At 63.7% G+C, this 23,022-nt stretch carries 25 protein-coding genes; 13 read left to right on the top strand and 12 right to left on the bottom strand.

What is annotated here, in order from left to right:
* Positions 1-178, top strand: a 178-nt coding sequence (locus NKI47_RS32195) for a TOBE-like domain-containing protein (protein ID WP_352595409.1), incomplete at its 5' end; no start/stop codon positions are given.
* A gap of 14 nt (positions 179-192) precedes the next feature.
* Here the strand turns inward: NKI47_RS32195 and NKI47_RS32200 are convergent.
* Positions 193-591 (bottom strand): type II toxin-antitoxin system VapC family toxin, encoded by a 399-nt coding sequence (locus NKI47_RS32200; RefSeq protein ID WP_352595370.1) that lies wholly within the window; start codon positions 589-591, stop codon positions 193-195.
* Entirely contained in the window at positions 591-863 is a 273-nt protein-coding gene (locus NKI47_RS32205; protein ID WP_352595373.1) for an antitoxin, read from the bottom strand. Before NKI47_RS32205 ends, NKI47_RS32200 begins: the two co-directional genes overlap by 1 nt.
* A gap of 285 nt (positions 864-1,148) precedes the next feature.
* On the opposite strand from NKI47_RS32205, the gene NKI47_RS32210 reads away from it, so the two are divergent.
* Positions 1,149-2,135 carry a sulfate ABC transporter substrate-binding protein gene (locus NKI47_RS32210; protein WP_352595375.1) on the top strand — a complete coding sequence of 329 codons (987 nt, stop codon included), beginning with the start codon at positions 1,149-1,151 and terminating at the stop codon, positions 2,133-2,135.
* A gap of 247 nt (positions 2,136-2,382) precedes the next feature.
* On the top strand, positions 2,383-2,832 hold the full coding sequence (locus NKI47_RS32215) for an RrF2 family transcriptional regulator (protein ID WP_006202816.1): 450 nt from the start codon (positions 2,383-2,385) through the stop codon (positions 2,830-2,832).
* On the opposite strand, the gene NKI47_RS32220 is transcribed toward NKI47_RS32215, so the two are convergent.
* The 7 genes from NKI47_RS32220 to NKI47_RS32250 form a co-directional block, all read right to left on the bottom strand.
* A complete protein-coding gene (locus NKI47_RS32220; protein ID WP_352453285.1) occupies positions 2,829-3,374 on the bottom strand; it encodes a gluconokinase in 546 nt (181 codons plus the stop codon). The two genes, NKI47_RS32215 and NKI47_RS32220, sit on opposite strands and share 4 nt — an antisense overlap.
* A 5-nt stretch (positions 3,375-3,379) precedes the next feature.
* Positions 3,380-4,366 (bottom strand): ABC transporter permease, encoded by a 987-nt coding sequence (locus tag NKI47_RS32225; RefSeq protein ID WP_352456242.1) that lies wholly within the window; start codon positions 4,364-4,366, stop codon positions 3,380-3,382.
* On the bottom strand, positions 4,363-5,343 hold the full coding sequence (locus NKI47_RS32230; protein ID WP_023675830.1) for an ABC transporter permease: 981 nt from the start codon (positions 5,341-5,343) through the stop codon (positions 4,363-4,365). Before NKI47_RS32230 ends, NKI47_RS32225 begins: the two co-directional genes overlap by 4 nt.
* On the bottom strand, positions 5,340-6,881 hold the full coding sequence (locus tag NKI47_RS32235; RefSeq protein WP_352595379.1) for a sugar ABC transporter ATP-binding protein: 1,542 nt from the start codon (positions 6,879-6,881) through the stop codon (positions 5,340-5,342). The genes NKI47_RS32230 and NKI47_RS32235 overlap by 4 nt, the downstream gene beginning before the upstream one ends.
* 79 nt (positions 6,882-6,960) lie before the next feature.
* Positions 6,961-8,085: a sugar ABC transporter substrate-binding protein gene (locus tag NKI47_RS32240; RefSeq protein WP_023675828.1), complete on the bottom strand. Its 1,125-nt coding sequence runs from the start codon at positions 8,083-8,085 to the stop codon at positions 6,961-6,963.
* A gap of 296 nt (positions 8,086-8,381) precedes the next feature.
* Positions 8,382-9,410 (bottom strand): HTH-type transcriptional regulator GntR, encoded by a 1,029-nt coding sequence (gene gntR, locus NKI47_RS32245; protein ID WP_352453280.1) that lies wholly within the window; start codon positions 9,408-9,410, stop codon positions 8,382-8,384.
* 173 nt (positions 9,411-9,583) lie between these two features.
* Positions 9,584-10,816, bottom strand: coding sequence for an MFS transporter (locus NKI47_RS32250; protein WP_023675826.1), 1,233 nt, complete (start codon positions 10,814-10,816; stop codon positions 9,584-9,586).
* A 174-nt stretch (positions 10,817-10,990) separates the two neighbouring features.
* On the opposite strand from NKI47_RS32250, the gene NKI47_RS32255 reads away from it, so the two are divergent.
* The 5 genes from NKI47_RS32255 to NKI47_RS32275 all read left to right on the top strand — a co-directional run bounded on the left by NKI47_RS32255 (position 10,991) and on the right by NKI47_RS32275 (position 14,743).
* Complete coding sequence (locus NKI47_RS32255; RefSeq protein WP_352505533.1) at positions 10,991-11,278, top strand: DUF3175 domain-containing protein; 288 nt, start codon at positions 10,991-10,993, stop codon at positions 11,276-11,278.
* A gap of 119 nt (positions 11,279-11,397) precedes the next feature.
* The gene (gene iolE, locus NKI47_RS32260) at positions 11,398-12,309 is read left to right on the top strand and encodes a myo-inosose-2 dehydratase (RefSeq protein ID WP_352505532.1); all 912 of its coding nucleotides are present in this window, start codon (positions 11,398-11,400) and stop codon (positions 12,307-12,309) included.
* A 199-nt stretch (positions 12,310-12,508) separates the two neighbouring features.
* Positions 12,509-12,715 (top strand): LacI family DNA-binding transcriptional regulator, encoded by a 207-nt coding sequence (locus NKI47_RS32265; RefSeq protein ID WP_023675823.1) that lies wholly within the window; start codon positions 12,509-12,511, stop codon positions 12,713-12,715.
* Between the two features lie 4 nt (positions 12,716-12,719).
* Complete coding sequence (gene mocR / locus NKI47_RS32270) at positions 12,720-14,186, top strand: rhizopine catabolism transcriptional regulator MocR (protein ID WP_245274662.1); 1,467 nt, start codon at positions 12,720-12,722, stop codon at positions 14,184-14,186.
* Positions 14,187-14,377: 191 nt separating this feature from the next.
* On the top strand, positions 14,378-14,743 hold the full coding sequence (locus tag NKI47_RS32275) for a GFA family protein (protein ID WP_352595383.1): 366 nt from the start codon (positions 14,378-14,380) through the stop codon (positions 14,741-14,743).
* A 31-nt stretch (positions 14,744-14,774) separates the two neighbouring features.
* On the opposite strand, the gene NKI47_RS32280 is transcribed toward NKI47_RS32275, so the two are convergent.
* Both NKI47_RS32280 and NKI47_RS32285 read right to left on the bottom strand, forming a co-directional pair.
* Positions 14,775-15,218: an SRPBCC family protein gene (locus NKI47_RS32280; RefSeq protein WP_023675820.1), complete on the bottom strand. Its 444-nt coding sequence runs from the start codon at positions 15,216-15,218 to the stop codon at positions 14,775-14,777.
* 169 nt (positions 15,219-15,387) lie between these two features.
* Positions 15,388-16,632, bottom strand: coding sequence for a DegT/DnrJ/EryC1/StrS family aminotransferase (locus tag NKI47_RS32285; protein ID WP_352595386.1), 1,245 nt, complete (start codon positions 16,630-16,632; stop codon positions 15,388-15,390).
* A gap of 346 nt (positions 16,633-16,978) precedes the next feature.
* Here NKI47_RS32285 and NKI47_RS32290 point away from each other — a divergent pair, with 346 nt between their 5' ends.
* From NKI47_RS32290 to NKI47_RS32310, 5 genes are all read left to right on the top strand, one after another.
* Positions 16,979-17,953: a polysaccharide deacetylase family protein gene (locus tag NKI47_RS32290; protein WP_245274661.1), complete on the top strand. Its 975-nt coding sequence runs from the start codon at positions 16,979-16,981 to the stop codon at positions 17,951-17,953.
* Positions 17,954-18,020: 67 nt separating this feature from the next.
* Positions 18,021-18,989, top strand: a complete 969-nt coding sequence (locus NKI47_RS32295; protein ID WP_023675817.1) for a rhizopine catabolism ABC transporter substrate-binding protein — start codon at positions 18,021-18,023, stop codon at positions 18,987-18,989.
* Between the two features lie 148 nt (positions 18,990-19,137).
* A complete protein-coding gene (locus NKI47_RS32300) occupies positions 19,138-20,253 on the top strand; it encodes an ABC transporter permease (protein ID WP_352595412.1) in 1,116 nt (371 codons plus the stop codon).
* A 14-nt stretch (positions 20,254-20,267) separates the two neighbouring features.
* On the top strand, positions 20,268-21,080 hold the full coding sequence (locus NKI47_RS32305; RefSeq protein ID WP_023675815.1) for an ATP-binding cassette domain-containing protein: 813 nt from the start codon (positions 20,268-20,270) through the stop codon (positions 21,078-21,080).
* 32 nt (positions 21,081-21,112) lie between these two features.
* Positions 21,113-22,219 carry a Gfo/Idh/MocA family protein gene (locus NKI47_RS32310; RefSeq protein WP_023675814.1) on the top strand — a complete coding sequence of 369 codons (1,107 nt, stop codon included), beginning with the start codon at positions 21,113-21,115 and terminating at the stop codon, positions 22,217-22,219.
* Between the two features lie 25 nt (positions 22,220-22,244).
* Here NKI47_RS32310 and NKI47_RS32315 read toward each other — a convergent pair whose 3' ends face one another.
* A complete protein-coding gene (locus NKI47_RS32315; protein ID WP_352453268.1) occupies positions 22,245-23,018 on the bottom strand; it encodes a FadR/GntR family transcriptional regulator in 774 nt (257 codons plus the stop codon).
* Positions 23,019-23,022 lie beyond the last annotated feature (4 nt).

Consider the following 23,022-nt stretch of genomic DNA (forward strand, 5'->3'; position numbering starts at 1 on the left):
CTGCATCGCCGGCACGGTCGCCGCCAGCCGCCGCGTCGCCGGCACCAGGCGGGTCGAGCTCGAAATCGGCGGCGAACGTCAGCGGGTCGAGATCGAATTGCCCATCGACCATCCGGCGGCGCAGAAAAGTCGCGTGGCTTTTCGGCCGCGGCGCTGGAAGCTTTTTCCGGCCGCTTGATCCTCTATCAGGCGCTACACCAGCCAGTTCTCGACCTTCAGGCCTTTGATCCGGTTGAAATCCCCGGTGTTGGCGGTCACCAGGGTAGTTCCAAGCGCACGGGCGTGGGCAGCAATAAAAAGGTCATTTTGGCCGATGGTCTGGCCCCTGCCTTCCAGTTCTGCGCGAATCGCGCCGTACTCGGCATCCATCGGCACATCGAGCGGCAAGACGGGAATCTCAGCCAGCAATTCCTCGACCTTCTTGTGCAACTTGGCTGATCTTTTCTTGACGCAGCCATATCGCAGTTCCGACGCGACCACGATGCTGGTACACACGGCGGCGTCTCCCACGCGCAGGACAGCGCTTGCGGCTTTCCCGGCCGGATTTCGGATCATGTCGCTGACAATGTTCGTGTCCAGCATGAACCGCATCAAAAAAATTCCTCGGATTTGACAGGCATATCCTCGACTTCGGGAAAGTCTTCCTCGGCATCGGGCGGCGGCTCTTTCGCCCATTGCGCGAGCAGTGCGGTGAGGCCAGGTTTGCGGACCGGCTCGATGATCAGGCGGTCGCCTTCACGGCTGATCAAGACCTTTTCGCCGGGAAGTTCGAACTCGACAGGAATGCGCACCGCCTGGCTGCGATTGTTACGAAACAGCTTCGCCTCCTTCGGCGGGGTTGTTGAATGGCGGTGTTGAGACATGACAACAGCTCCTTGTATATACTATTTGTATATGCCAGACAGGGCGGCGATGCAATCGCCTTGCATCGCGTTGGCCGGCCGGGAACCGTCGTGCACGCGGGCGAAATCGGCACCCCTTCCAGGCTGCGCGGAAGGCCCTTCTTGAAAGAAAAAACTAGCAATCGCCCACAGCGGGAATATTTCTTTTATCGACAACGTGGAGCGGCCACTCTGCGTGCCTCGTCGCGCACGATGCCTTGCCGCTATGGTCCGGCATTAAGCGCATGGCATTGGAGCCCTGTTTTCATGAAGCGATTTTTGCTTGGCGTCGCCACATTGGCCGGCCTGGTCCTCGCATCCTCCCAAGCCTGGTCGGCCGACAGATTGCTGAACGCCTCTTACGATGTCGGCCGCGAACTGTTTGCGCAGGTCAACAAAGCGTTCGTCGCCGGGCACCCCGGTGTGACCATCGATCAGTCGCATGCCGGAACTTCGGCGCAGGCGCGTGCCATCGCCGAAGGCCTCGGCGCCGACGTCGTCACCTTCAACCAGGTCATCGACATCGACTTCCTGGTCAAGAAGGGCCTCATCTCCGCCGACTGGCAGAAGGACTTTCCCGACAACGCCTCGCCTTTCTATTCGCTGCCCTCCTTCCTGGTGCGCGCCAGCAATCCGAAGCACATCAAGGATTGGAGCGATCTCGTGCGCGACGACGTGCAGGTGATCTTCCCCAATCCGAAAACCTCGGGCAATGCGCGCTACACCTATCTTGCGGCCACCGCCTACGCCAAGGAAGCTTTCAGGGACGACGACGCCAAGGTGAAGGAGTTCGTCACCAAGCTGTTCAACAACGTGCCGGTATTCGACAGCGGCGGGCGCGCCGCGACCACCACTTTCGTGCAGCGCGAAATCGGCGACGTACTCATCACCTTCGAGTCGGAAACGCGCGGCGTCCGCAAGGAGTATGGCGAGGACAAGTTCGAGCAGGTAACGCCTTCGGTCAGCCTGTTGGCGGAATTTCCGGTGGCGATCGTCGACACCGTTGCAGACGAGCATGGCACGCGCGATCTCGCCAAGACCTATCTCGACTTCCTCTATACGCCGGAGGGCCAGGACATCGCCGCCCGCAACGGCCTGCGGGCCCGGGACGCGGCGGTCGCCGCCAAATACAAGGCTGAGTTTCCCGATGTCCGCCTGCTGACGGTGGAGGACGTCTTCGGCGGCTGGGCCAAGGTCCAGGCCGAGCACTTTGCAGCGGGCGGCCTGCTCGACCAGACTTATGGCAGCCGCTGAGGCGATCTTCCAACTTTGACAGAAGCCGGCTTTGCCGGCTTCTTTGCTTTCGCGCCGCGAAAGGTGATTTCTGGCACTTTCCGGGCGCATTCCGTCCAAAACGTTACAAAGAATCAACGCGTTTGTGCCTACCGTGAGAACGGACGGCTTGTTTTCGCGAACGGCTTCGCGTGATCAAACCGTCATGATTTGCACACAAACAGCCGCCAGACGCGGGTGGTTGGGGCTTCATGGGTTGACTCGGGGCATGCTTACCAAAAAAGGCAAATACGGCCTCAAGGCCCTCGTGCATCTGTCGGGCCTGCCGGTCGGCCAGCTCGCATTCGTCAACGACATTGCGGTCGCCAATAACATCCCCAAGAAATTCCTGGATGCCATCCTGGGCGAGTTGCGTAACGCCGGCTTCGTCCAGAGCCGCAAGGGCAAGGAAGGCGGTTACCGCCTTGCCCGGCCGGCTTCCGAGATCAAGATCGGCCATGTCGTGCGTGTCCTCGACGGGCCGCTGGCGCCGATCCCCTGCGCCAGCCGCACGCAATACCAGCGCTGCGAGGATTGCGACGAGGCGACCTGCCAGGTTCGGCACATGATGCTGGAGGTCCGGCAGGCGATCGCCGAGGTGCTGGACAACCGCAGCCTCGCGGCCATGCGCGACGCCGACAATGACGATTTCCCAGTCGAACTGACGTCGCAAATCTAGCGCGCGAGCAGGCTCAAGGCAGTCGCGACGGTGTCGGCGACCGGACGCGTGCCATCCAAGGTTATCGCCGCCTCGTCCGCCGCTGGCGCCTCGAGCGTGGCGAACTGGCTGTCGACCAGGCTTGCCGGCATGAAATGACCCTTGCGATTGCCGACGCGCTGTTTTGCTGTTGCCGGGTCGATTTCCAGGTAAACGAAAACGATATCCGGGCAAAAGCCGCGCAGGCGATCGCGGTAGCTGCGCTTCAGCGCCGAGCAGGCGGCGACCACACCTTGCCCGCTTGCGACCGACGCGGCCATCCGCTGGCCGATCGCGTCGAGCCAGCCCTCGCGCAGCGCGTCGGTGAGCGGCTGGCCGCTCGCCATGCGCGCGACGTTTTCGGGCGGATGCAGCCTGTCGCCTTCGATAAAGACGGCGCCCAATGCCGCTGCAAGCGCTTCGCCGACAACCGACTTGCCGCAGCCGGCAACGCCCATCACCACGATGGCGGGTATCGTTCGAACAGTGCTTGCCGGCTTATATGCCACGTCTTTACCGGTCATGCAGGTCAGCGGCTTGCCGGCGCGCGGCCATAGAGCAGCAGCATGGCGACGATGACGACGCCGTAGATGATCTGCCGTCCCGCCTCCGGCATCTGCATGACGGAAAGAATTGATTGCAGGAGGGTGATCAGGATTACCCCGGCGACGGTGCCGAGATAGGAGCCGCGCCCGCCGAGGATCGAGGTGCCGCCGAGCACCACCGCGGCGATCGACGGCAGCAGATAGGCATCGCCCATCGACTGTGCCGCCTTGGAGGCATAGCCGGCCAACAGCACGCCGCCGAAGGCGGAGAGCCCGCCCGAAACCGCAAAGGCGATCATCACCACGCGCCTTGTATCGATGCCGGAAAGATAGGCGGCACGCTCGCGATTGCCGATGCCGTAAACGGTGCGGCCGAAGCCGGTGCGGGTCAGCACGAACACCATTGCGGCGCCGATCAGCGCCCAGATGAGAACGGCGTTGGGCACGGCAGGAACGGCAAAGCCGGTCGCCAGATAGCGCATCGCACCGGTCGCCGAATCCTGCGGCGAGAAACCGCCCGTGTAGACCACCATCAGCCCCTGCGCGACGGCGTTGGTGGCAAGCGTGATGATCATCGAGGGAATGCGCAGATAGGCGACGCCGATGCCGTTGACGATGCCGATCAGAACACCGCAGAAGATGCCGAACGGAATGGCAAGCGCCACGCCGACGGTACCGTATGCGGCCGCGGCGCAGGCCATCATGGCGCCGGCCGCCACCGACCAGGGCACCGACAGGTCGATCTGGCCGAGCAAGATGACCAGCATCATGCCGGTCGCGATGACGCCGAGAAACGACGCCACCTTGAGCTGCTGCAAAAGGTATTCAGGCGACAGGAAGCTGCGCGAATAGAGGCTGCCGAGGAACAGCAGCAGCACGATACAGGCGAACGCCGTCAGCACCGCCGGGTCGGCGCGGCGGAGGAATTTCGGCATGCGGCCGGCGAGACCACTCACAGTCGTTTCGCTCACAGGAACCACTCCAGCCGGTTGCGGACCCGAAACAGGGCGAACGCGCCGAGGCTGACCGCGATCAGCAGAATGACGCCCTGGAACAGGGGCTGCCAGAGCGGATCGAAATCGAAGACGAACAGCAGGTCGCCGATGGTGCGGAAGGCAAGCGCGCCGAAGATCGCGCCGATGGCGCTGCCCTTGCCGCCGAACAGCGACACGCCGCCAAGCACAACCGCGGCAATCGAAAACAGCGTATAGGCGTTGCCGCTGGCATAGGCCGCATCACCGGTATAGGTGAAGAACGTCAGGAACAGCCCGCCGATCGCGGCAAGCAGACCGGCAAGCGCATAGGCGGCGAACTTTCCACGCCGGATCGGCACGCCGGACATGTAGGCCGCCATCTCCGAGGAGCCGGCTGCATAAGCGGCGCGGCCTAGCACCGACCGGCTGAACGGCACCCAGACCACGAGCACGACCGCCAGCAGCGTCACCAGACTCGCCGGCACAAAACCAAACAGGCGCCCGGTCAGCGCATCGGCGAGCCCTTCATTGACCGAGCCGCCGGGAAACGGCCGAAGCAGCAGCGCGATGCCGAAATAGACCGCGCCGGTGGCGATGGTGGCGACGATCGGCTGCAGGCGTCCATAGATGACGATGGCGCCGTTGATTGCCCCGCACAGCAGCCCGGTGCCGAGCACGGCGAGGACGCCGAAGGCGGTCTCGATGCCGGTGCCGACGACCAGCCACGAGGCCAGGCAGTTGGTCAGCGTGAAGATCATGCCGACCGAGAGATCGATGCCGGCGGTGATCACCACCAGCGTTTGCGCCATGGCGACGAAGGCGAGCAGCACGCCCTTGTTCGAGGCCGTCTGTACGACGTTGGCGGTGAAGCCCGCCGGATGGTTCGAGGTGTAGATGACGAACATGACAACGAAGATGCCGAACGCCAGCAGCGTTCCGCGCTGTTCGGCAAGCCAGTAGCGCCAATCCTTCACGCGTCCGCTCCTTGCCTTGGCATCTCTTCGTGAATGTTGAGCGCGCTGGCGATCAGCGCCCGCTCGGTGATTTCGGCGCCGACCAGTTCACGCTTGACCGCGCCGTCATAGAGCACCAGCACGCGGTCGCAGCAGCCGATCAGCTCGTCATAATCGGTCGAATAGAAGAGGATCGCCGCACCCTGGTCGGCAAGCTTGCGCATCAACTGGTAAAGCTCCTGCTTGGTGCCGACATCGATGCCCCGCGTCGGGTCGTTGAGCAGGATGATGCGCGGCTGCCGCATCAGCCATTTGGCGATGACGACCTTCTGCTGGTTGCCGCCGGATAGCGCGCCGACCGGAATGTCGAGCCCGGCGGTCTTGATCGCCAGGAGACCGACCATATCATCGATCAGCCGCTGCTCGGCGGCGCGATCGATGATGCCGGCCCTGGACAGCCGGTCAAGGGCGGCGAAGGAGAGGTTTTCGCGCACCGTCATCGGCAGCATCAACCCTTCGGTCTTGCGGTCCTCCGGGATCAGCGCCATGCCGATCCGGTCATCGCGCGCCGCAGCCGGACTGGCGATCGCCACCGGCCTGCCGTCGATCAGTATCTGGCCTGACAGGCCGCGCAGCACACCGAAGAAGGCGAGCAGCAATTCGCGCTGGCCCTGGCCGTCGAGGCCGCCAAGCCCGACCACCTCGCCCGCCCCGACCGACAGCGAGACATCGTGCAGCCGATCCGTCCATGACAGGCTGCGCGCCTCGAGAACCGGCGTGGCTGCGGCAGCCGCCCGCGCGGGCTTGGGCGGAAAGATGTGGCTGTATTCGCGCCCGATCATCAGCTCGACAACTTCATTGTCGCTCTTGGTGCCGGCGGCGTAGCTGGCGACATTGCGGCCATTGCGGAACACCGTGCACTGGTCGGCCAGCTCGGCGATCTCGTTCATGCGGTGCGAGATGTAGAGCAGCGCCAGCCCTTCCGAACGCAACCGCTTCAACACGGCAAAAACCCTGGCGACGTCAGCCGCGGTCAGCGCCGAGGTCGCCTCGTCGAGGATCAGGATGCGCGGCTTGCGCGCCAGTGCCTTGGCGATCTCGACCATCTGCCTTCTTGAAAGAGGAAGATCCTTGACCAGCGCCAGCGGATGGATATCGGAAGCGCCGGCGCGAGCCAGGGCTTCTTCGGCGATGCGGCGCTGCGCCTTGCGGTCGATCATGCCGAAACGCTTCGGCGGATCGGAAATGACGATGTTGTCGGCGACGCTGAGTTCGGGGACGAGCGACAGTTCCTGGAAGATGCAGACGATGCCGGCCTGGTTGGCAGCGGCCGGCGAAGCGAAGGTAACTTCGCTTCCGTCCAGCATCATGCGGCCCTCGTCGGGCGCAACGACCCCCGCCATGACCTTGATCAGCGTCGATTTGCCGGCGCCGTTCTCGCCGAGAATGGCGTGGATGCTGCCTGGAGTGACCGACAGTTCGGCCTTCTCCAGCGCCCGCACGCCGCCATAGCGCTTGGATATGCCTTCCATGCGGAAGAGCGGAACCGCACCGTCCATCGGCCCTCCCCAGGCGCTTGGCAATCAGGATGTCGAGCGCCGACGCCGCGGGATTCCCGCGGCGTCGGGCTGTCGGAGTTTACTGGTTTTCCTTGCTCTGGCCCATGATTTCCTGCGCCGTGAAATTGATGCCGCAGGTCGGGAAGGAATTGCCGACGAAGAAATTGTCGGACTGATCGGGGAAGAAATCCTGGCCTGCCTTGAAGTTCGGATCCTCGACGATCGCCAGCGGCAGCTTGACCGCTTGCGGCACGACCTGGCCTTCAAGTGCTGCAATCGCCGTCTTGATGGCAACCGCGACCTGAGCCGGGCCGGTGCCGGCCGACGAGCATTTCAGGCCGTCAGCGGCGAACTTGGCGCAGAATTTGCGGAAGCCGTTCTCCGTCTCGCCGCCGAACGGCACGAACGGATGCTTGGCATCGATCATCGCCTGCACGATGCCGGTATCGCCGCCCTGTCCGGTAATGCCGTCGAAGGGGCCGTTGGTGGCAATGGCATCGGCCGTAGCCTTTTGAGCAACGCCGTCATCCCACTTGCCGACGACCTCGGTGACATCCCATTTCTTGCCGGAAGCGTCGAGAACCTCGTGGATGCCGTTATGGCGATCGGTGTCGACGGACGTGCCGGCGACGCCGCGCACTTCCAGCACCTTGCCGCCGTTCGGCACGTGCTTGACCAGCCAGTTGGCCCACAATTCGCCAAGGCCTTTCTGGTCGACATTGACGTTGATGGCATCCTTGGTGTCGAGGATGTTGTCGAAGGCGACCAGCACCACGCCGGCTTCCTTGGCCCGCTTGATGACAGGACCGAATGCGGTCGGGTTCTGGGCGTTGACGACAATCGCGTCATAGCCGGAATCGATGAAATTGTTGATTGCCGAAATCTGGGCCGGCACGTCCTCGCCGGTCGAGACCACCTTGAATTCCTTGAGCTTGGCCGCGACCTCCGGCTGCGCTGCATAGGCCTTTGCCGTCTGCACCATCTGGATGCGCCATGTGTTGGCGATATAGCCGTTGGCCAGAGCGATGCGGTACGGGCCGTCTTTCTTGGGGAACTTGAAGAACTGCGTATCGGCCGACCAGGGCGCGAAGCAGTCAGGCTCGGCCGATGGCCCCTTGACGATTTCAGGATCGGCGATCGCCGACGAGCTCAGCATGACGAAAGCAGTGGCGGCAACGATTCCGCCAACGAGTGACTTGATCATCGATATTCCTCCCAGTTGCAGTTTTGTTTGTTGTTACGCCGATGAATTTGCGCGTTTCCGGCCCGGCACCTCCCGCCGTATCCGTCGCGCGTTCAGGTGGCCGAATGCCGACCCGATCCCCTCCTTTGCTGCCCGGCTAGTCCCGCAAAAACTATCATATTATACATAATAAACAAGCATGAGCTGTCGCTTATGTATAATAAACAGCCTCCCATCGTCGGGGCGAAGTACCGCCCGGCGATAACTGGTAGCGCTACCATGACGTAGTGTAAAGCGCCATTGCGTCGAAGCTCGCTTCAGCGCGCCGTGCTCTCACGTCGCTTGAGTTCGAAGCCAAGGTCGACGACCCGCTGCTCTGGCCTGTTGCCTTCGATCGCCGCAAGCGCCATGGCGACCGCCCGCCGGCCGATCTCGTAGCGGTAGGTCCGAACGCTGGTGACCGACGGAAAGGCCACCTCCATCATGTCGAGATCGTTGAAGCCAACGATGCCGATCGTCTTCGGCACGGCGATCGAAGCGCGGTGGCATTCGAACAGCACGCCAAGGGCGATATCGTCATTGTTACAGAACACCCCATCGAGGCTCGGCACCTTGGCCAGCGCGTCGCGGAACAATTCGCGGCCGAGGGTGACGCTGGAGGGCACCGGCGTCGTGGTGGTGAGCCTCGGATCGAACAGGCCGGCCGCCTCCATCGCCGCGCGATAGCCGGCAAGCCGCCGCTGCGAACGCGGATCCATGCGCGCACCGATGAAGCCGATCCGGCGATAGCCTGCCTCGATCAGATGTTCCGCAGCCGCCTTGCCGCCCTCGAAATGCGAGAAGCCGACCATCATGTCGACCGGATCGGGCCCGGTCTCCATCACCTGCACCACCGGACAGCCTGCCGTTTCCAGCAGTTTTCGCGAGGCCAGCGTCTGGTCGATGCCGGCCACGATCAGCGCCGCCGGGCGTTGCGGGCCAAACACCTGCAGCAGCCGCTCTTCCTCGAGGCCGGAATAGTGGGTGTTGCCTAGCTGAATCCGGAAAGGGCCGTCCGACAGGCTGTCGTAGATGCCGCGCACCACTTCGGCAAAGACGTTGTTGGTAAGCGACGGCACCAGAACGCCAAAGACCTCGGCGCGCGCCGAAGCCAGCGCCCGCGCATTCGGGTCGGGCACATAGCCGAGTTCGTTCACGGCCGACTCGATCTGGCGGCGCAGATCTTCCGAGACACGCCCCGGCTCACGCAGGGCGCGCGACACGGTAATGGCGCCGACGCCGGCCTTGCGGGCGACATCGGCGATGGTCGGGCGGCCGCCGCCGCGGCGCGAGCGCGGCTTGATCACCGTACTGGTCCCGAAGCCGGGCAACCGCCCAGACGCGACCGTGAGACGATGTTCAGGGTCTTTGCCACTGCTGCCTTGCCAACCTGGCCCGTTGCCACACCTTGTCTGGCGTCGCGCAGCCTTCGGCTATTGTCAAGCGACGGCCGGAGAGACTGTATCCGTACCGCTGTGCTTCAGGCCGCCACAGCAGCGCTGCGCCGGGCCTTCCACAGCAGCAGCACCATGGCCAAAATATTCAGCAGGTTCCAGGCAATGCCGTTGAGGAACGCGGCGGCATAGGAGCCGGTCAGATCGTAGATCCAGCCCGACATCCAGCCGCCGATCGCCATGCCGAAGATGGTCGCCATCATGACGATGCCGACGCGCTGGCCAGCCTCCTTGGCTGGCATATATTCGCGCACGATGATCGCATAACAGGGCACGATGCCGCCTTGCGACAGGCCGAAGACCAGCGAGACGACATAAAGCGAGGCAAGCCCGTCGAACGGGATATAGAACAACAGCGACAGGCATTGCAGCACCGAGCCGATCAGCAGGGTTTTCACGCCGCCGATGCGATCGGCAAGGAAACCCGAGCCAAGCCGGCTGACGACGCCCGCCGCCAGCATGATCGACAGCATATCGGCGCCATGCGCCACGCCGTAGCCGAGATCCATGCAATAGGCGACGATATGGACTTGCGGCATCGACATCGCCACGCAGCAGCCGAGCCCGGCCACGATGAGCAGCGCCTGCAAGGCCGCCGGCGACAGGGAGATCGGCTGGACCACGCGGCTGCCCGGCGATCCCGGAGCCGCCTGGGGCGGTGCGCCGCGCCGGAGCAGCAGGATCAAGGGCACCATGGTGACCAGGCAGACGACGCCGATCGCGGCATAGGTGAAGCGCCAGCCTTCGGTCTGCATGACATAGGGCATCGCCGTCGGCCAGATCGCTCCGGCGAGATAGTTGCCGGACGCGGCAGCCGTCACCGCGACGCCGCGGCGACGGTTAAACCAATGCGAGATATCGGCGATCAAAGGGCCGAAGATCGCCGACGAGCCGACGCCGATCAACAGGCCCTGGACGAGGGTGAACTGCAGGATCGAACTGGTCAACGACGCCAGCATGAAGCCGGCGCCAAGTGTAATCGCGGCAATCAGCGCCGGGATCCAATACCCCATGCGGTCGATGGCGCGGCCGAACAGCACATTGCCCGCGGCAAAGCCGACCATGGTCGCGGTGTAGGGCATCGAGGCAGCGGCGCGATCGACGCCGAATTCTGCCTGCACGGCAGGCAGCACCACGACCACCGCCCACATGCCGACCCCGCCGATCGTTGCCAGCAGCATCGAGACGCCGAGCCGTATCCAGGCATAGGCACTGTCGATGCCGGAACTTCCTGCCTGGCTTGAGACGATTGGGGTCAAGAGCGTTTCCTGTCCGCAGTTCTTGAATCGGCGGTTCTGACCACTATCGGCGCATTCGCATCGCCGAGCAGCGCCACGACAGGCAAATCCGTGGCTCCAGCGATTCGGGCCGAAGTGGAACAGGGGTGCGCCATAAGGCGTTTTCCGGCAACGACCTAGTGGAAGGAGTTTGCCATGACCGCGCAACGGAAATGGTCCGCCGACGTCACCGAGCACAGTGACGCGCTGGACCTCGAGGAACATATCTTCGAATCCCACGATCCAAGGAAAATCGCCGCCTCGTTGAAGCGATCGGCCGAGCACAGCGACCGACGCAAGGCAGGGCCGTTTCAATCCGCCATGTCGATGCTGAATTTCTACATCAACCGCGCCGGCAAGAACCTGCCGGCGGCGCAGAAGGAAGTGCTGGAGGACGCAAAGGATGAACTGCGCGTCCTTTTTGGCCGCCCAAAGGAAGACTAGAATCGGTCACCATTAATTGGTTCTGCCAAATTCGGCTGAACTGGACCTAGTGACAGGGCCTCTTTGTCGCCAGTCTGCAGGCTCGGCTTGTCTTCCCAAGCCCGCAAAAGCCTGGCGTCATGACGGTCAAGATCGGCATCAATCCCATCACCTGGAGCAATGACGACGTTCCGGCGCTTGGCGGGGATACGTCCTTGGAGACTTGCCTGTCGGAAACGGCGCTGGCCGGCTACCGCGGCACCGAACTCGGCGGCAAATTTCCGCGCCAGGCTGAAGTGCTTGGGCCGCTCCTGTCTTCCTATGGCCTGGAACTCGTTTCCGGCTGGTATGATGGCCGCATTCTCGACCGCACGGTCGACGAGGAATTCGCGGCGATCACCCCACATCTTCAGCTGTTGCGCGACCTTGGCGCCAGGATCGTCGTCTACGCCGACACCTCGCGCGGTCGCCATGACGGCATTTTCGCACCGATCTCCGAGCGTCCGCGCCTCGCCGACAGGGACTGGCCGTCCTATGGCAAGAAACTGACCGCCCTCGCCGACCGCATGGCTGCATTCGGGGTCGGCATGGCCTTCCACCACCACATGGGCACCATCGTCGAGACGGACGATGAAGTCGACAGGCTGATGGCGGCGACGGGCCGAAGCGTCGGCCTTTTGTTCGATACCGGCCACTGCCTGTTTTCGGGCGGCGACCCGCAATCGCTGCTGCAACGGCATCTCGACCGTATCGTGCATTTCCATTGCAAGGACGTTCGCAGGGCGGTGCTGGAACGGGCACGCCGCGAGGACATGAGCTTCATGGCGGCGGTAATGGACGGCATTTTTACCGTGCCCGGCGACGGCTCGGTCGATTTCCTGTCATTGCTGAAACCCCTCGCTGCGCGCGGCTATGAAGGCTGGCTCGTTGTCGAAGCCGAGCAGGATCCGGCCAAGGCGCATCCGCTGACCTATGCCAGCAAAGGCTATTTCTCGCTGCTCGCCACCGCCCGCGAGGCCGGCTTCGAAGTGGCGACTCGGAAGGCAGGCTGACCGGCCCGCATTGCGAGCCGGAGGAACATAATGGGCGCGCGCCTCGATGGGGTTAGCGACGCGAAAGCGCCCGGCGATCCGCGCCGCCTTGCTCCCTGCGCGGCGCGGATCGCAGAATCCCGGCTCTGGATTAAAACCCCGACTTTCAAGCTTGAGGCCGGCCGGAAGCCGTGCCTTGATGCAACCGAGGAGGAGCGACATGGCTTTCGAAGCTGCGCTTGGCATGGAACGGCTTTGCACCATCCGGGAGATTGCCGAGAAGGCGGAACTTGGCGCCGCCACCGTGCATCGCGCGCTGAAGAACAGCCGCGAGATCCGCCCCGAAACCAGGCGACTGGTGCTCGACACTGTCTGCCGGCTCAACGAGGAAAAGATCGCCCGCGCCGCCCGGTCCGTCGGGGGATAGTGCCGTGGCCGACCACATGCGCCTTTCCCTCGACATCATGTCGGTCGACCGTGCTTCGGAAGAACCGATGCATCGTCAGATCTACGGCGCCTTGCGACGCTTCATCCTTGACGGCCAGATCCCGCAGAACACGCTGCTGCCGTCGACGCGCTCGCTGGCCGAAGATCTGAAGGTCGGGCGCAACACGGTCATCGCCGCCTATGACCAGCTCCTTGCCGAAGGTTTTATCGAGGCGCGTGCCGGATCGGGCACCTGGGTGGCGCCGATCCAGCAGAACCGCCCCTTGGCATCCCTGCGCGCCGGACTGGCAGCGCCGCAAAAGCTGTCGCGGCGCGGTCAGACCATCGTCAACGGCCCGCAACCGCCGCGTAATGCCGGCGTCATCAATTTCCATCCGGGCGTGCCTGAAACGGCATCGTTTCCGTTCACCATCTGGTCAAGCCTTCTGGTGCGCAATGCACGCAGCCGCGACGAGAGCCTGCTTGGTTATCTCTCCTTTGCCGGCCACCCCGGCCTGCGTCAGGCCATTGCCTCGACCATCGGCCTGTCGCGCGGCATCAGCTGCACCGCCGACCAGGTGATCATCGTCACCGGTGCGCAAGCAGCACTCGATCTCGTCTCGCGCGTGCTGATGGACGAAGGCGACCATGTCTGGATGGAGGAGCCCGGCTATCTCGGCGCCAAGAGCGCCTTTCTCGCCAGCGGCGCCAGGCTGGCACCGTTGAAGGTCGACCGGCGCGGCTGGCATCTTGCCGATCCGGAGCTGCCGCCGCCGCGGCTGATCTATGTGACGCCATCCTGCCAGTGGCCGTTCGGCACCATCATGCGCATCGAGGAGCGATTGCAGTTGCTCGACATCGCCGAACGCAACGGCGCCTGGATCGTCGAGGATGACTATGACGGCGAATACCGGTTCCGCGGCCGGCCGGTGCCGGCGCTGCGCGGGCTCGATCATGCCGACCGCGTCGTCTATATCGGCAGCTTCGGCAAGACGCTGATCCCGGCGCTGCGCATCGGTTATCTGATCGTGCCGCGCGAATTGTCGGTGCCCTTCGACCGGGCGGTGAGCATCACCGGTCAGTTCGCGCCGCTGATCCTGCAGGCAACGGTCAACGACTTCATCACCCAGGGCTATTTCGCCACGCATCTCAAACGCATGCGCCGGCTCTATGCGCGCCGGCAGGCGAACTTCGTCAAGCTATGCCAGGAGCATCTGGCCGAATGGCTGACCGTCACGGAAAACGATTCCGGCATGCAGCTGCTGGCGAGCTTCGTCAGGCCCTATAAGGACAGCGACGTGGTTGCCGCGGCCGTCAAGGAAGGGCTCGACGTCCAGGGCATCTCGATCAACTACCATTCCACAGAACCCGAGCACGGCCTGTTGCTCGGCTATGCAGCGATGGACGAACGCCAGATCCTGCGCGCCGTGCTGGCGCTGCGCGCCGCGTTTCTAAGATTGGACAGAAGCTAGAGCCGGCTCTCCATCTCGTTCACCGCGGGGTTGAGTCAATCGCCCGCAGTGATTAGGAAGGTGGGGCGTCGGTCCTTGTTTTTCGGCGTTCGCGCAAAGCGCGCTTCCCAAGGCCGAACCACCCCGAAAACCAGAAGCATGCCCACCGCCGGTACGGCGGGCACGCATTCATCTGAACCATGAGGATTGCCATGAGAACCGCATCCTGTGCCTGTGGGCAACTGAGTATCTCCTGTAACGGAGAACCGCAACTGGTCGCACAGTGCCACTGCCTCGACTGCCAGAAACGGACCGGCAGCACATACGGCGTCGCCGCCTTCTTTGCGCGCGACAAGGTAGAAGCCGAAGGCGACGCCAGTACCTACAGGCGATCGGCTCGGAGCGGCCATCACGTCATTTTCCATTTCTGCCCGGGCTGCGGCTCGAGCGTCTTCTGGGAGCCCGAGCGAAAGCCTGAATGGATCGCCGTCGCGGTCGGCTGCTTCGCCGATCCCGCCTTTCCGGCCCCGGCGCATGTTGGGTGGGAAGAACGGCGTCATCCCTGGGTTTCCGGTTAGCGACGCCAACCCGCCAGGGCAGCGCTTTATCTTACTGGTTGATCTCGGGTTCAACGAGCTTCGCCAGATTTCGCAGCGACTCCTGCCAGCCGAGATAGCAGGCCTCAACCGGGATGGCGTCTGGAATACCTGCCTGCGTGATATTCACTTCGGTGCCGACCGACACTTTCTTCAATGTCACGGTCACCTCGATCTCGCCGGCCAGGTTGGGGTCGTCGAAGCGGTCGGTGTAGCGCAGCTGCTCATTGGGGACGAGCTCGACATATTCGCCGCCGAACGAGTGGCTGTCGCCGGTGGTGAAGTTGCGGAAGGACATTTTGAACGTACCGCCGACTTTCGCCTCGAAGTGATGAACCGTGCAGGTGAAGCCGTTCGGCGGAAGCCATTTCGCAAGTGCATCTGCTTCGAGGAACGCGCGGTAGACTTTCTCCGGGCTTGTTGTCAGAACGCGGTGCAGCCGTACGGTGCCGGGCATATCGTTAATCCTCCGTGTTGGTGATCGATGCCCCCTAGGACGAGCGGAGCCCGGCCTATCCGACACGGGCCTGCGGATTTTTTGGCGACCGGTAATGCCGGCCGGAATCCTCGCCCGGCCGCCGGACAAGGAACTCGACCGCAGGGTAGCAAACCGCGCCGGATCTGGTCTAGTTCACACTGTCGAACTTCTGCAGATCAACCGGTGCCGCCTTGCGCAATTCGATATCATCGAGCGAAGCATTCTCCAGCGCCACCCGCACCGCCGCGTCGATGTTGTGGATCATGTCCTGAATGTCGGCATCGCTGTGCGCCGGGTTCATGGCGACCATCACGGTACGGTTGAGGATGTCGAGCGAGCGCTTGCCGAGGTCGTCGGGATAATCCAGCCGCAGGCCCTGGTTCTCGGGCAGTGCGTAAGGATTGAGCGCCGGATGATGCGCGCCTTCATGCATCAGCACCTGGTCCCACTGGGTGAAATTGTGACGGCCGGTCTTGCCGGCAACGACGCTCGGAATGGTCTTCGAAAAAGTCTGCGCCGCCTGCTCGCTCGGCAGCAGGTACATCACCTGTGCGGCACAATCGTCGTCCGCGCTGTTCATCGGCGACGGTGTCAGCCCAAGATTGTCGAGATGGCGGGTGCCGGCCAGCACCTTCTTTTTCTCGGCCCGCATCGCCTCGATGATGCCGTCCAGCCGGTCGAGTTGGACGTTGAGCATCGCCCCCATCAGTTCGGAAGCACGCGCGCCGATGCCGGCGAAGGGTTTGATGCTGTCGCTTCTGCCCTGCCAATAGAAATGGCAAGGGTCGATGGCGCAGCGCGCCCGCTCCGCCACTTTCGGATCGCTGGTGGCGATGCCGCCGCCCTCACCCGAGGTCATGTTCTTGAAATAGTTGAAGGAATAGGCGCCGGCATGGCCGATCGAGCCGAGCTTGCGGCCCTCATAGCCGCCGCCGATGCCTTGGCAGACATCCTCCAGCACCAGCAAGCCGCGCTTGGCAGCAATGTCCATGATCGCATTCATGTTGCAGGCCGCGCCCCACATATGCACCGGGATGATCGCCCTGGTGCGCGGCCCGATGGCGTCGCGCAAAGCGATGGGATCGATGGTCAGGCTCTCGTCGATATCGACGATGACGGGAATGGCCCCGACCGACAGCACCGCGGTCGCTGTCGCCATATAGGTGTGCGCGGGAACCAGCACTTCGTCCCCCGGGCCGATGCCGAGCCCGATCAGGCCGGCGGCGAGCCCATAGGTGCCGCTGGCGGCCAGTGCGAAATGCTCGACGCCAAGATGCTGCGCATAGCGGGCCTCGAAGCGGTCGCATTCGCTGTCCTTGCCGTAACGAAACAGCGCGCCCGAGCGGATCACCCTGGCAATGGCTTCGATTTCCTCTTCGCCGGCGGTGTACATGACAGGCCTCCAAGGCTCTTGATAATGTGGTCGCTTGATGGTGTGGACAGCTGTAGGCTTGTCGGCACAGTTTGAAAGAACCACTCCGCCGCTATTCGACCAAGCCATCTGCGCCCGGAAGACGGTTCCTATGACTGGTTTTGAACCGTGATTGGGGAAATCGGTAGCTAAGTGTCTCAGCCGGCAGGCAAATCGTACCCATCCGAATTCGCCAAAGTGGCCCTGTCGGAAACCCAACTTTCGGCGTTCCATTCCGGCCAGTTGGGCAAACGGTTGGTTCCATGAAATACGGGACACACTTTGGAAGACCCTCGAAACCGGCGCGCCGGCGGGAAGGCGGCCGGTCGTGAACGCCGCCGGCTCCAGCAAACGGATCGTGCTCCACGAGGACGATGTCGGCATGTGCCACGGCGCCAACAGCGCCTTCCTCGAATTGAGCGGGCTGGGTGTCTGCAGTTCCGGCGCGGTGATGGTGCCATGCCCGTGGTTCCTCGAAATGGCCGAGAGCGCCGTCGCCAAACCTGCCCTTGACCTTGGCGTTCACCTGACGCTGAACAGCGAGAAGCAGCATTACAAATGGCGGCCGTTGACCGCGCCGTCGCGGGCGGCCGGCCTGACCGACGAGTTCGGCTTCTTCTGGCCCGACGTGGCGACCACGCGCCGCAAGGCGGTGCCGCAGGCGGTCGAGGCCGAGCTTCGCGCCCAGATCGACACCGCCTATCGCGCCGGCATCGACGTCACCCATCTCGACGCGCATATGGGCGCGGCATTGTCGCCGGAATTTTGCGACATCTACATCAAGCTCGGGCTCGAATATCAGCTGCCCGTGCTGTTGACCAAGACCCTGTCCGCCTATTCCCCCAACGACAATCTGGTCGGCGTCACCGAGGAGGCGTTCCAGCGCGGCGTGGCGCTGGCCCGTGCCGGCGGCTTTGCCATTTTCGACGCCGCCATCCAGACGACCTGGGGCCGGCCGCGTTCCAGGCCGATCGAGCCGGCTTACAAAGCGCTCATCGAGGGTGTGCGCGAGGGCCTGACCTTCTTTTGCCTGCATTGCAACGCGCCCGGTGAACTCGAGCTGATCGAGCCGCGCTCCGCCTATATCCGCACCGAAGAGTACGAGCTGTTCCGCGACCAGGGCTTTCGCGACTGGCTCGCCGCACAGCCGATCGACGTCATCGGCATGAAGCCGTTGCGCGAGGAGCTTCGCGCCGCACTCTCGGCCGGGCGATTATCAACGACAGCCCGCGGCAACACCGCGGGCGAACAGCGATTGGCGTCGGCAAAGGCCCGCAAAGCGGCCACCCGATCCGCGACGTGAGCCGATCGTCGCGGCCGGAAAACGGCGCCAGAGGGATTGGAACTGCAACGACAAATGGGAGAATAAGATGAAAACTCTTCTGAAAGTGGCATTGGGCGCCTTCGTCTCGGCGGGCCTGATGACAGGCATTGCGCATGCCGCGGGGCTCAAGGATCCGAAGGACGTGCGCATCACCTTCGTGGTGCATGGGTCGGCGTCCGATCCCTATTGGTCGGTGGTCAAGCGCGGCGTCGATGACGCGGCCGCCCTTACCGGCGCCAAGGTCGAATATTACGCGCCGCAGGTCTTCGACGTGGTCGAGCAGGCCCGGCTTCTCGACGCCGCCATCGCCACCAAGCCGGACGGTATCGCCGTCTCCATCGCCGACGCCAATGCGCTCGGCAAATCGGTCAAATCCGGGCTTGCCGCCAATATTCCCATGGTGGTTCTGGATTCCGGCGAAAAGGAAGGCGCCGAGCTCGGCACTACGCTCTATGTCGGCACCGTTTCCGAATATGATTCCGGCAAGAAGGCCGGCGAGCGGCTGGCCAAGGAAGGCACGCTCAAGGTCGTCTGCATCAACCACGAGGTCGGCAATGTCAGCCTCGACCAGCGCTGCCAGGGCCTCAATGACGGGCTGAAGCCCTCCGGCGGCGGCACCGAGGTTCTGGCCGTGGCGCCCGATCCCGCAGACATCCAGCGCCGCACGGAAGCCTATCTGTCGGCGCATCCCGACACGCAGGCCGTCTTTGCGCTCGGCGCCACCGCCGCCAACCCGCTGATCCCGATGTTCCGCGACAAGGAACTGTTCGGCAAGCTCAAGCTCTACACATTCGACATCAGCCCGGAGGTTCTCGACTCTGTCGTCGCCGGCGAAATGGGCTTCGGCATGGACGCCCAGCAATATCTGATGGGCTATCTGCCGGTGATCTATCTGGTCGAGCAGGCAACGCACGGCTTCTGGCCGCAGAACAACGCCTATACCGGACCGCTGTTCATAGACTCACCGGAAAAAGCCAAGGCGATCCTGGCGCTCGCCAAAGAGGGCATCCGCTAGGCAAGCGCTCCGACGGAACGGGAGAATGCGCCAAGCGCTCTCCCGATCCGTTCGAAGATTGCGAATTGAGCGATTGGAGAGCCTAATGGCGGTCGTGGAAGACAAGGCGATACCTCCGGGCGAACTGAAGGCGACCGACCGCTTCGGCATGACGTCGAAGCGGGCCGCCGGCGCCGACGAGCGGCTGGCCAGCACCGGCAAGCTGACCCAGTGGCTGCGCCGGCCGGAAGCCGGTGCCGCCGGTGGGCTGCTTGCGACGATCATCATCTTTGCGCTGCTGCCGGGCGCGGCAAACCTCTATTCGCTGCAGGGATCGATGACATTCCTGACGCTGTCGGCGGAGCTCGGCATCGTCGCCACCGCGGCAGCACTCCTCATCATCGCCGGCGAGTTCGATCTTTCGGTCGGCTCCATGGTCGGCTTTGCCGGTGTCGTCATCGGGCTGACGGTGAAGTACTGGGGCCTGCCGCTATGGGGTGGCATCGCCTGTGCCTTCGCCGTTGCCATCCTCACCGGCTATCTCAACGGCCTGATCGTGGTGAAGACGCGCCTGCCCTCCTTCATCGTCACGCTCGCCACGCTCTATATCCTGCGCGGACTGTCGATCGGCATCACCCGCGCCGCCACCGGCCGCACCCAGATCCCCTACATACTCGAAGGCGCACCGGACCCGGCGACGGCCGGCATTTTCAACGGCCATCTGCTCACCAGCCTGTTCCGCTGGATGGGCGCGCAAGGCTGGATCGCCACCCGCAGCGACGGCATTCCCTTCGTCGCCGGCATTCCGATGTCGATCGTCTGGTGGCTCGGCCTGACGGCGCTGGCCGGCTACGTGCTCACCCAGACGAAATACGGCAACTGGATCTTCGCCACCGGCGGCGACCTGATCGCAGCCCGCAACGTCGGCGTGCCGGTCGATCGCGTAAAGATCAGCCTGTTCGTCTACACCGCTTGCGCGGCGACACTGCTTGCCACCATCCAGGTGATGGAGGCGGGCTCCGCCGACACCACGCGCGGCCTGCTCAAGGAATTCGAGGCGATCATCGCCGCCGTCATCGGCGGCGTGCTGCTCACAGGCGGTTACGGCACCGTCTATGGCGTGCTGTTCGGCGCGCTGATCTTCGGGCTGGTGCAGATGGGTATCTTCTACACCGGCATCGACACCGACTGGTTCAAGGTCTTCCTCGGCATCGTCATCCTGATGGCCGTGCTGGTCAACAACTACATCAGGCTGAAGGCGCTCGGCCGCGGAGGTGGCAAATGACCGAACCGGCCCAAATGACCGAACCGGCAATGGAACTGCGCGGCGTCAGCGTCAATTTCGGCTCGGTGCGCGCCCTCCAGGACATCGACATCAAGGTCTATCCGGGCGAGGTCCACTGCCTGCTCGGCGATAACGGCGCCGGCAAGTCGACGCTGATCAAGGTTTTGTCCGGCGTCTATCGGCCGAGCAAGGGCGAAATCCTGGTCGACGGCAAGCCGGTCACCTTCCGCAGCCCGCGCGACGCGCAGGAGCTCGGCGTGGCAACGGTGTTCCAGGACCTCGGCATGATCTCGCTGATGTCGATCACCCGTAACTTCTTCCTCGGCCGCGAGCCGACCAAAAGCAGCCTGCCCTTCTCGCGCATCGACAAAGAGCGCGCCAACACCATCGCCAGGCAGGCGATGGCCGATATCGGCATCGACGTGCGCGATCCGACGCAGGCCGTCGGCACGCTGTCGGGCGGCGAGCGCCAGTCGGTGGCGATCGCCCGCGCCGTGCATTTTGGCGCGCGCGTGCTGATCCTCGACGAGCCGACCTCGGCACTCGGCGTCCACCAGGCGGCGATGGTGCTGAAATTCATCATCGAAGCGCGCATGCGGGGCCTGGCCGTCATCTTCATCAGCCACAACATCCACCATGCCTATCCGGTCGGCGACACCTTCACGCTGCTCAACCGCGGCCGCAATCGCGGCACCTACGCCAAGTCCGAGATCTCACGCGACGAGGTCATCTCGATCATGTCGGGCGGCGAGGATCTGAAGGCGGTCGAGGCGGAGATTGCCGGCCTGCTCGCCCAGATCGGCAACCGGCCGCCTGCGGCGCCTTGAGCTGACAATCGGACATTGCGGGGAATGATCCAATGAGCAGGATACGCGTCGGGGTCGTCGGCGCCGGCATGATCTCGCAGGTCGAGCATATCCCCAATCTGCTGCGCCTCGGTGAATTGTTCGAGCTGGTCGGCGTCGCCGATCCCTCCAGGATTTCGCGGCAGTTCGTCACCGACACCCATGGCATTGCCAATTTCGAAACGATCGACCAGCTCTTCGACCAACGCCTCGACGCGGTGGTGATCGGCTCGCCGGACCCGCTACATCACGAACAGGTGCTGGCGACGCTGGCGCGGGGCCTGCATGTCTTTTGCGAAAAGCCGCTCTGCTATTCGCTGGCGGAAATCGCCGAGATCGTCGCCGCGCGCGATGCCGCCAGGAAAATCATGCAAGTCGGCTATATGAAGCGCTTCGATCCGAGCTACCGGCTGGCGCTCGCTTCGCTGCCTGGAACATCAAGCACGCTGCGCGCGGTCTCGGTGGAAGTGAACGATCCCGACGCCTGGCCGTTCATCGCCCATCAGCCCTACAGGCGCGGTACCGATATCCCAAAAGACATGATCGCCGCTGTCGCGGCCAAGCAGAAGCGCCAGGTCGAAGACGCCATCGGTGTTCCCGGGACCGACCTCGCTTTCCGTGGATTTACCGGTGCTTACAGCTCGGCCTTGATTCACGACGTCAATGCCGTCCACGGCCTGCTCGACGCGCTCGGCGTGCCGGACGGCGAGGTCGTCGGCGCGCAGATCTTTGCCAATGGCGACGGCGGCCAGGGCGCCGTCAAGCTGCTGGATGGGCAGGCGCTGTGGACCATGACCCACCTCACCGTGCCCAAGCTCGCCGACTACAAGGAGCGGATCACGCTGTTCTTCGACGATGCCAGCCTCGAGCTCGAATTCCCCTCGCCCTGGCTCAACCATCATCCGACCCGGCTGACGGTGACGACCTCGGACGGTCACACGCTGTCGAAGAAAGATTTGCGTGCCGGTTACGCCGAAGCCTTCGTCGAAGAGATGCGTGGCTTCTGGGCAGCGATCGTCAATGGCGATGCGGTCGTCAACCCAGCCGAACACGCCGCCCGCGACCAGGCGCTGCTGATCGGGCTGACCCGGCGGCATCTCGCGACCGCACCCTTCGACTGAGCACTCCACCTGTAGCCGAACGGCGCTATCTGGACTTGATGACGCTGTCGGTATTGGCCAGCAGCTTGCGCACCGCATTGCGCGCCGCGTCCGGCCGCTGCAGACGGATGCTCTTCTCGATTGCCTCATGCAGCCTCTGCGCATGCTGCAAATCGTCGAGTTCCCGCGTGGTATAAGCAAATAGATGATCGAATGCTGATTCGATCAGCACGCCGAGCGGCACCAGCAGGTCGTTGCCCGAGGCGCGCAGGATGGCGAGATGAAAACGCGTGTCGGCGCGCGTGCGCTCCTGCAGGTTGGTCGCCTCGCCCATCTCGCGGCAGGCCTGGCTGATCTCGGCCATCTGCTCGTCGGTGCGCCGCATGGCGGCAAAAGCGCTGGCCTCCGGCTCGATGATGTGGCGGAACTCCTGCACCGTCCGGAGGAACACCTCGCGGTCCGGCGAGGTCGCATACCAGGCCAGCACGTCGCGATCGAGCAGGTTCCAGCGTTCCTTCGGCTCGACCCAGCTGCCGATTTTGGGACGTGACGACAGCAAGCTCTTCGCCATCAGCATTTTTATGGCTTCGCGCACCGCCGAGCGGCTGACGTCGAAGGTCTCGGACCATTTGGCTTCGTTGGGCAGGATGGTTCCCGGCGGATAATCGCCGCGCACGATCCTCAGCCCGATTTCGTTGGCGAGCGACGCATGCACGCTCGAGCCCGGCATGCGCGCCGCATCGGCCCGGCGGATACCGCTCGTGCGTTCGGCGAACGCCTCGGCCGCTGTCTTTCCCTTATTCGGCTTCGCGTCCTGCATGGCT

This window comes from Mesorhizobium sp. M0633, from assembly GCF_040320645.1.
In the GTDB taxonomy this organism is placed as follows: Bacteria; Pseudomonadota; Alphaproteobacteria; order Rhizobiales; family Rhizobiaceae; genus Mesorhizobium.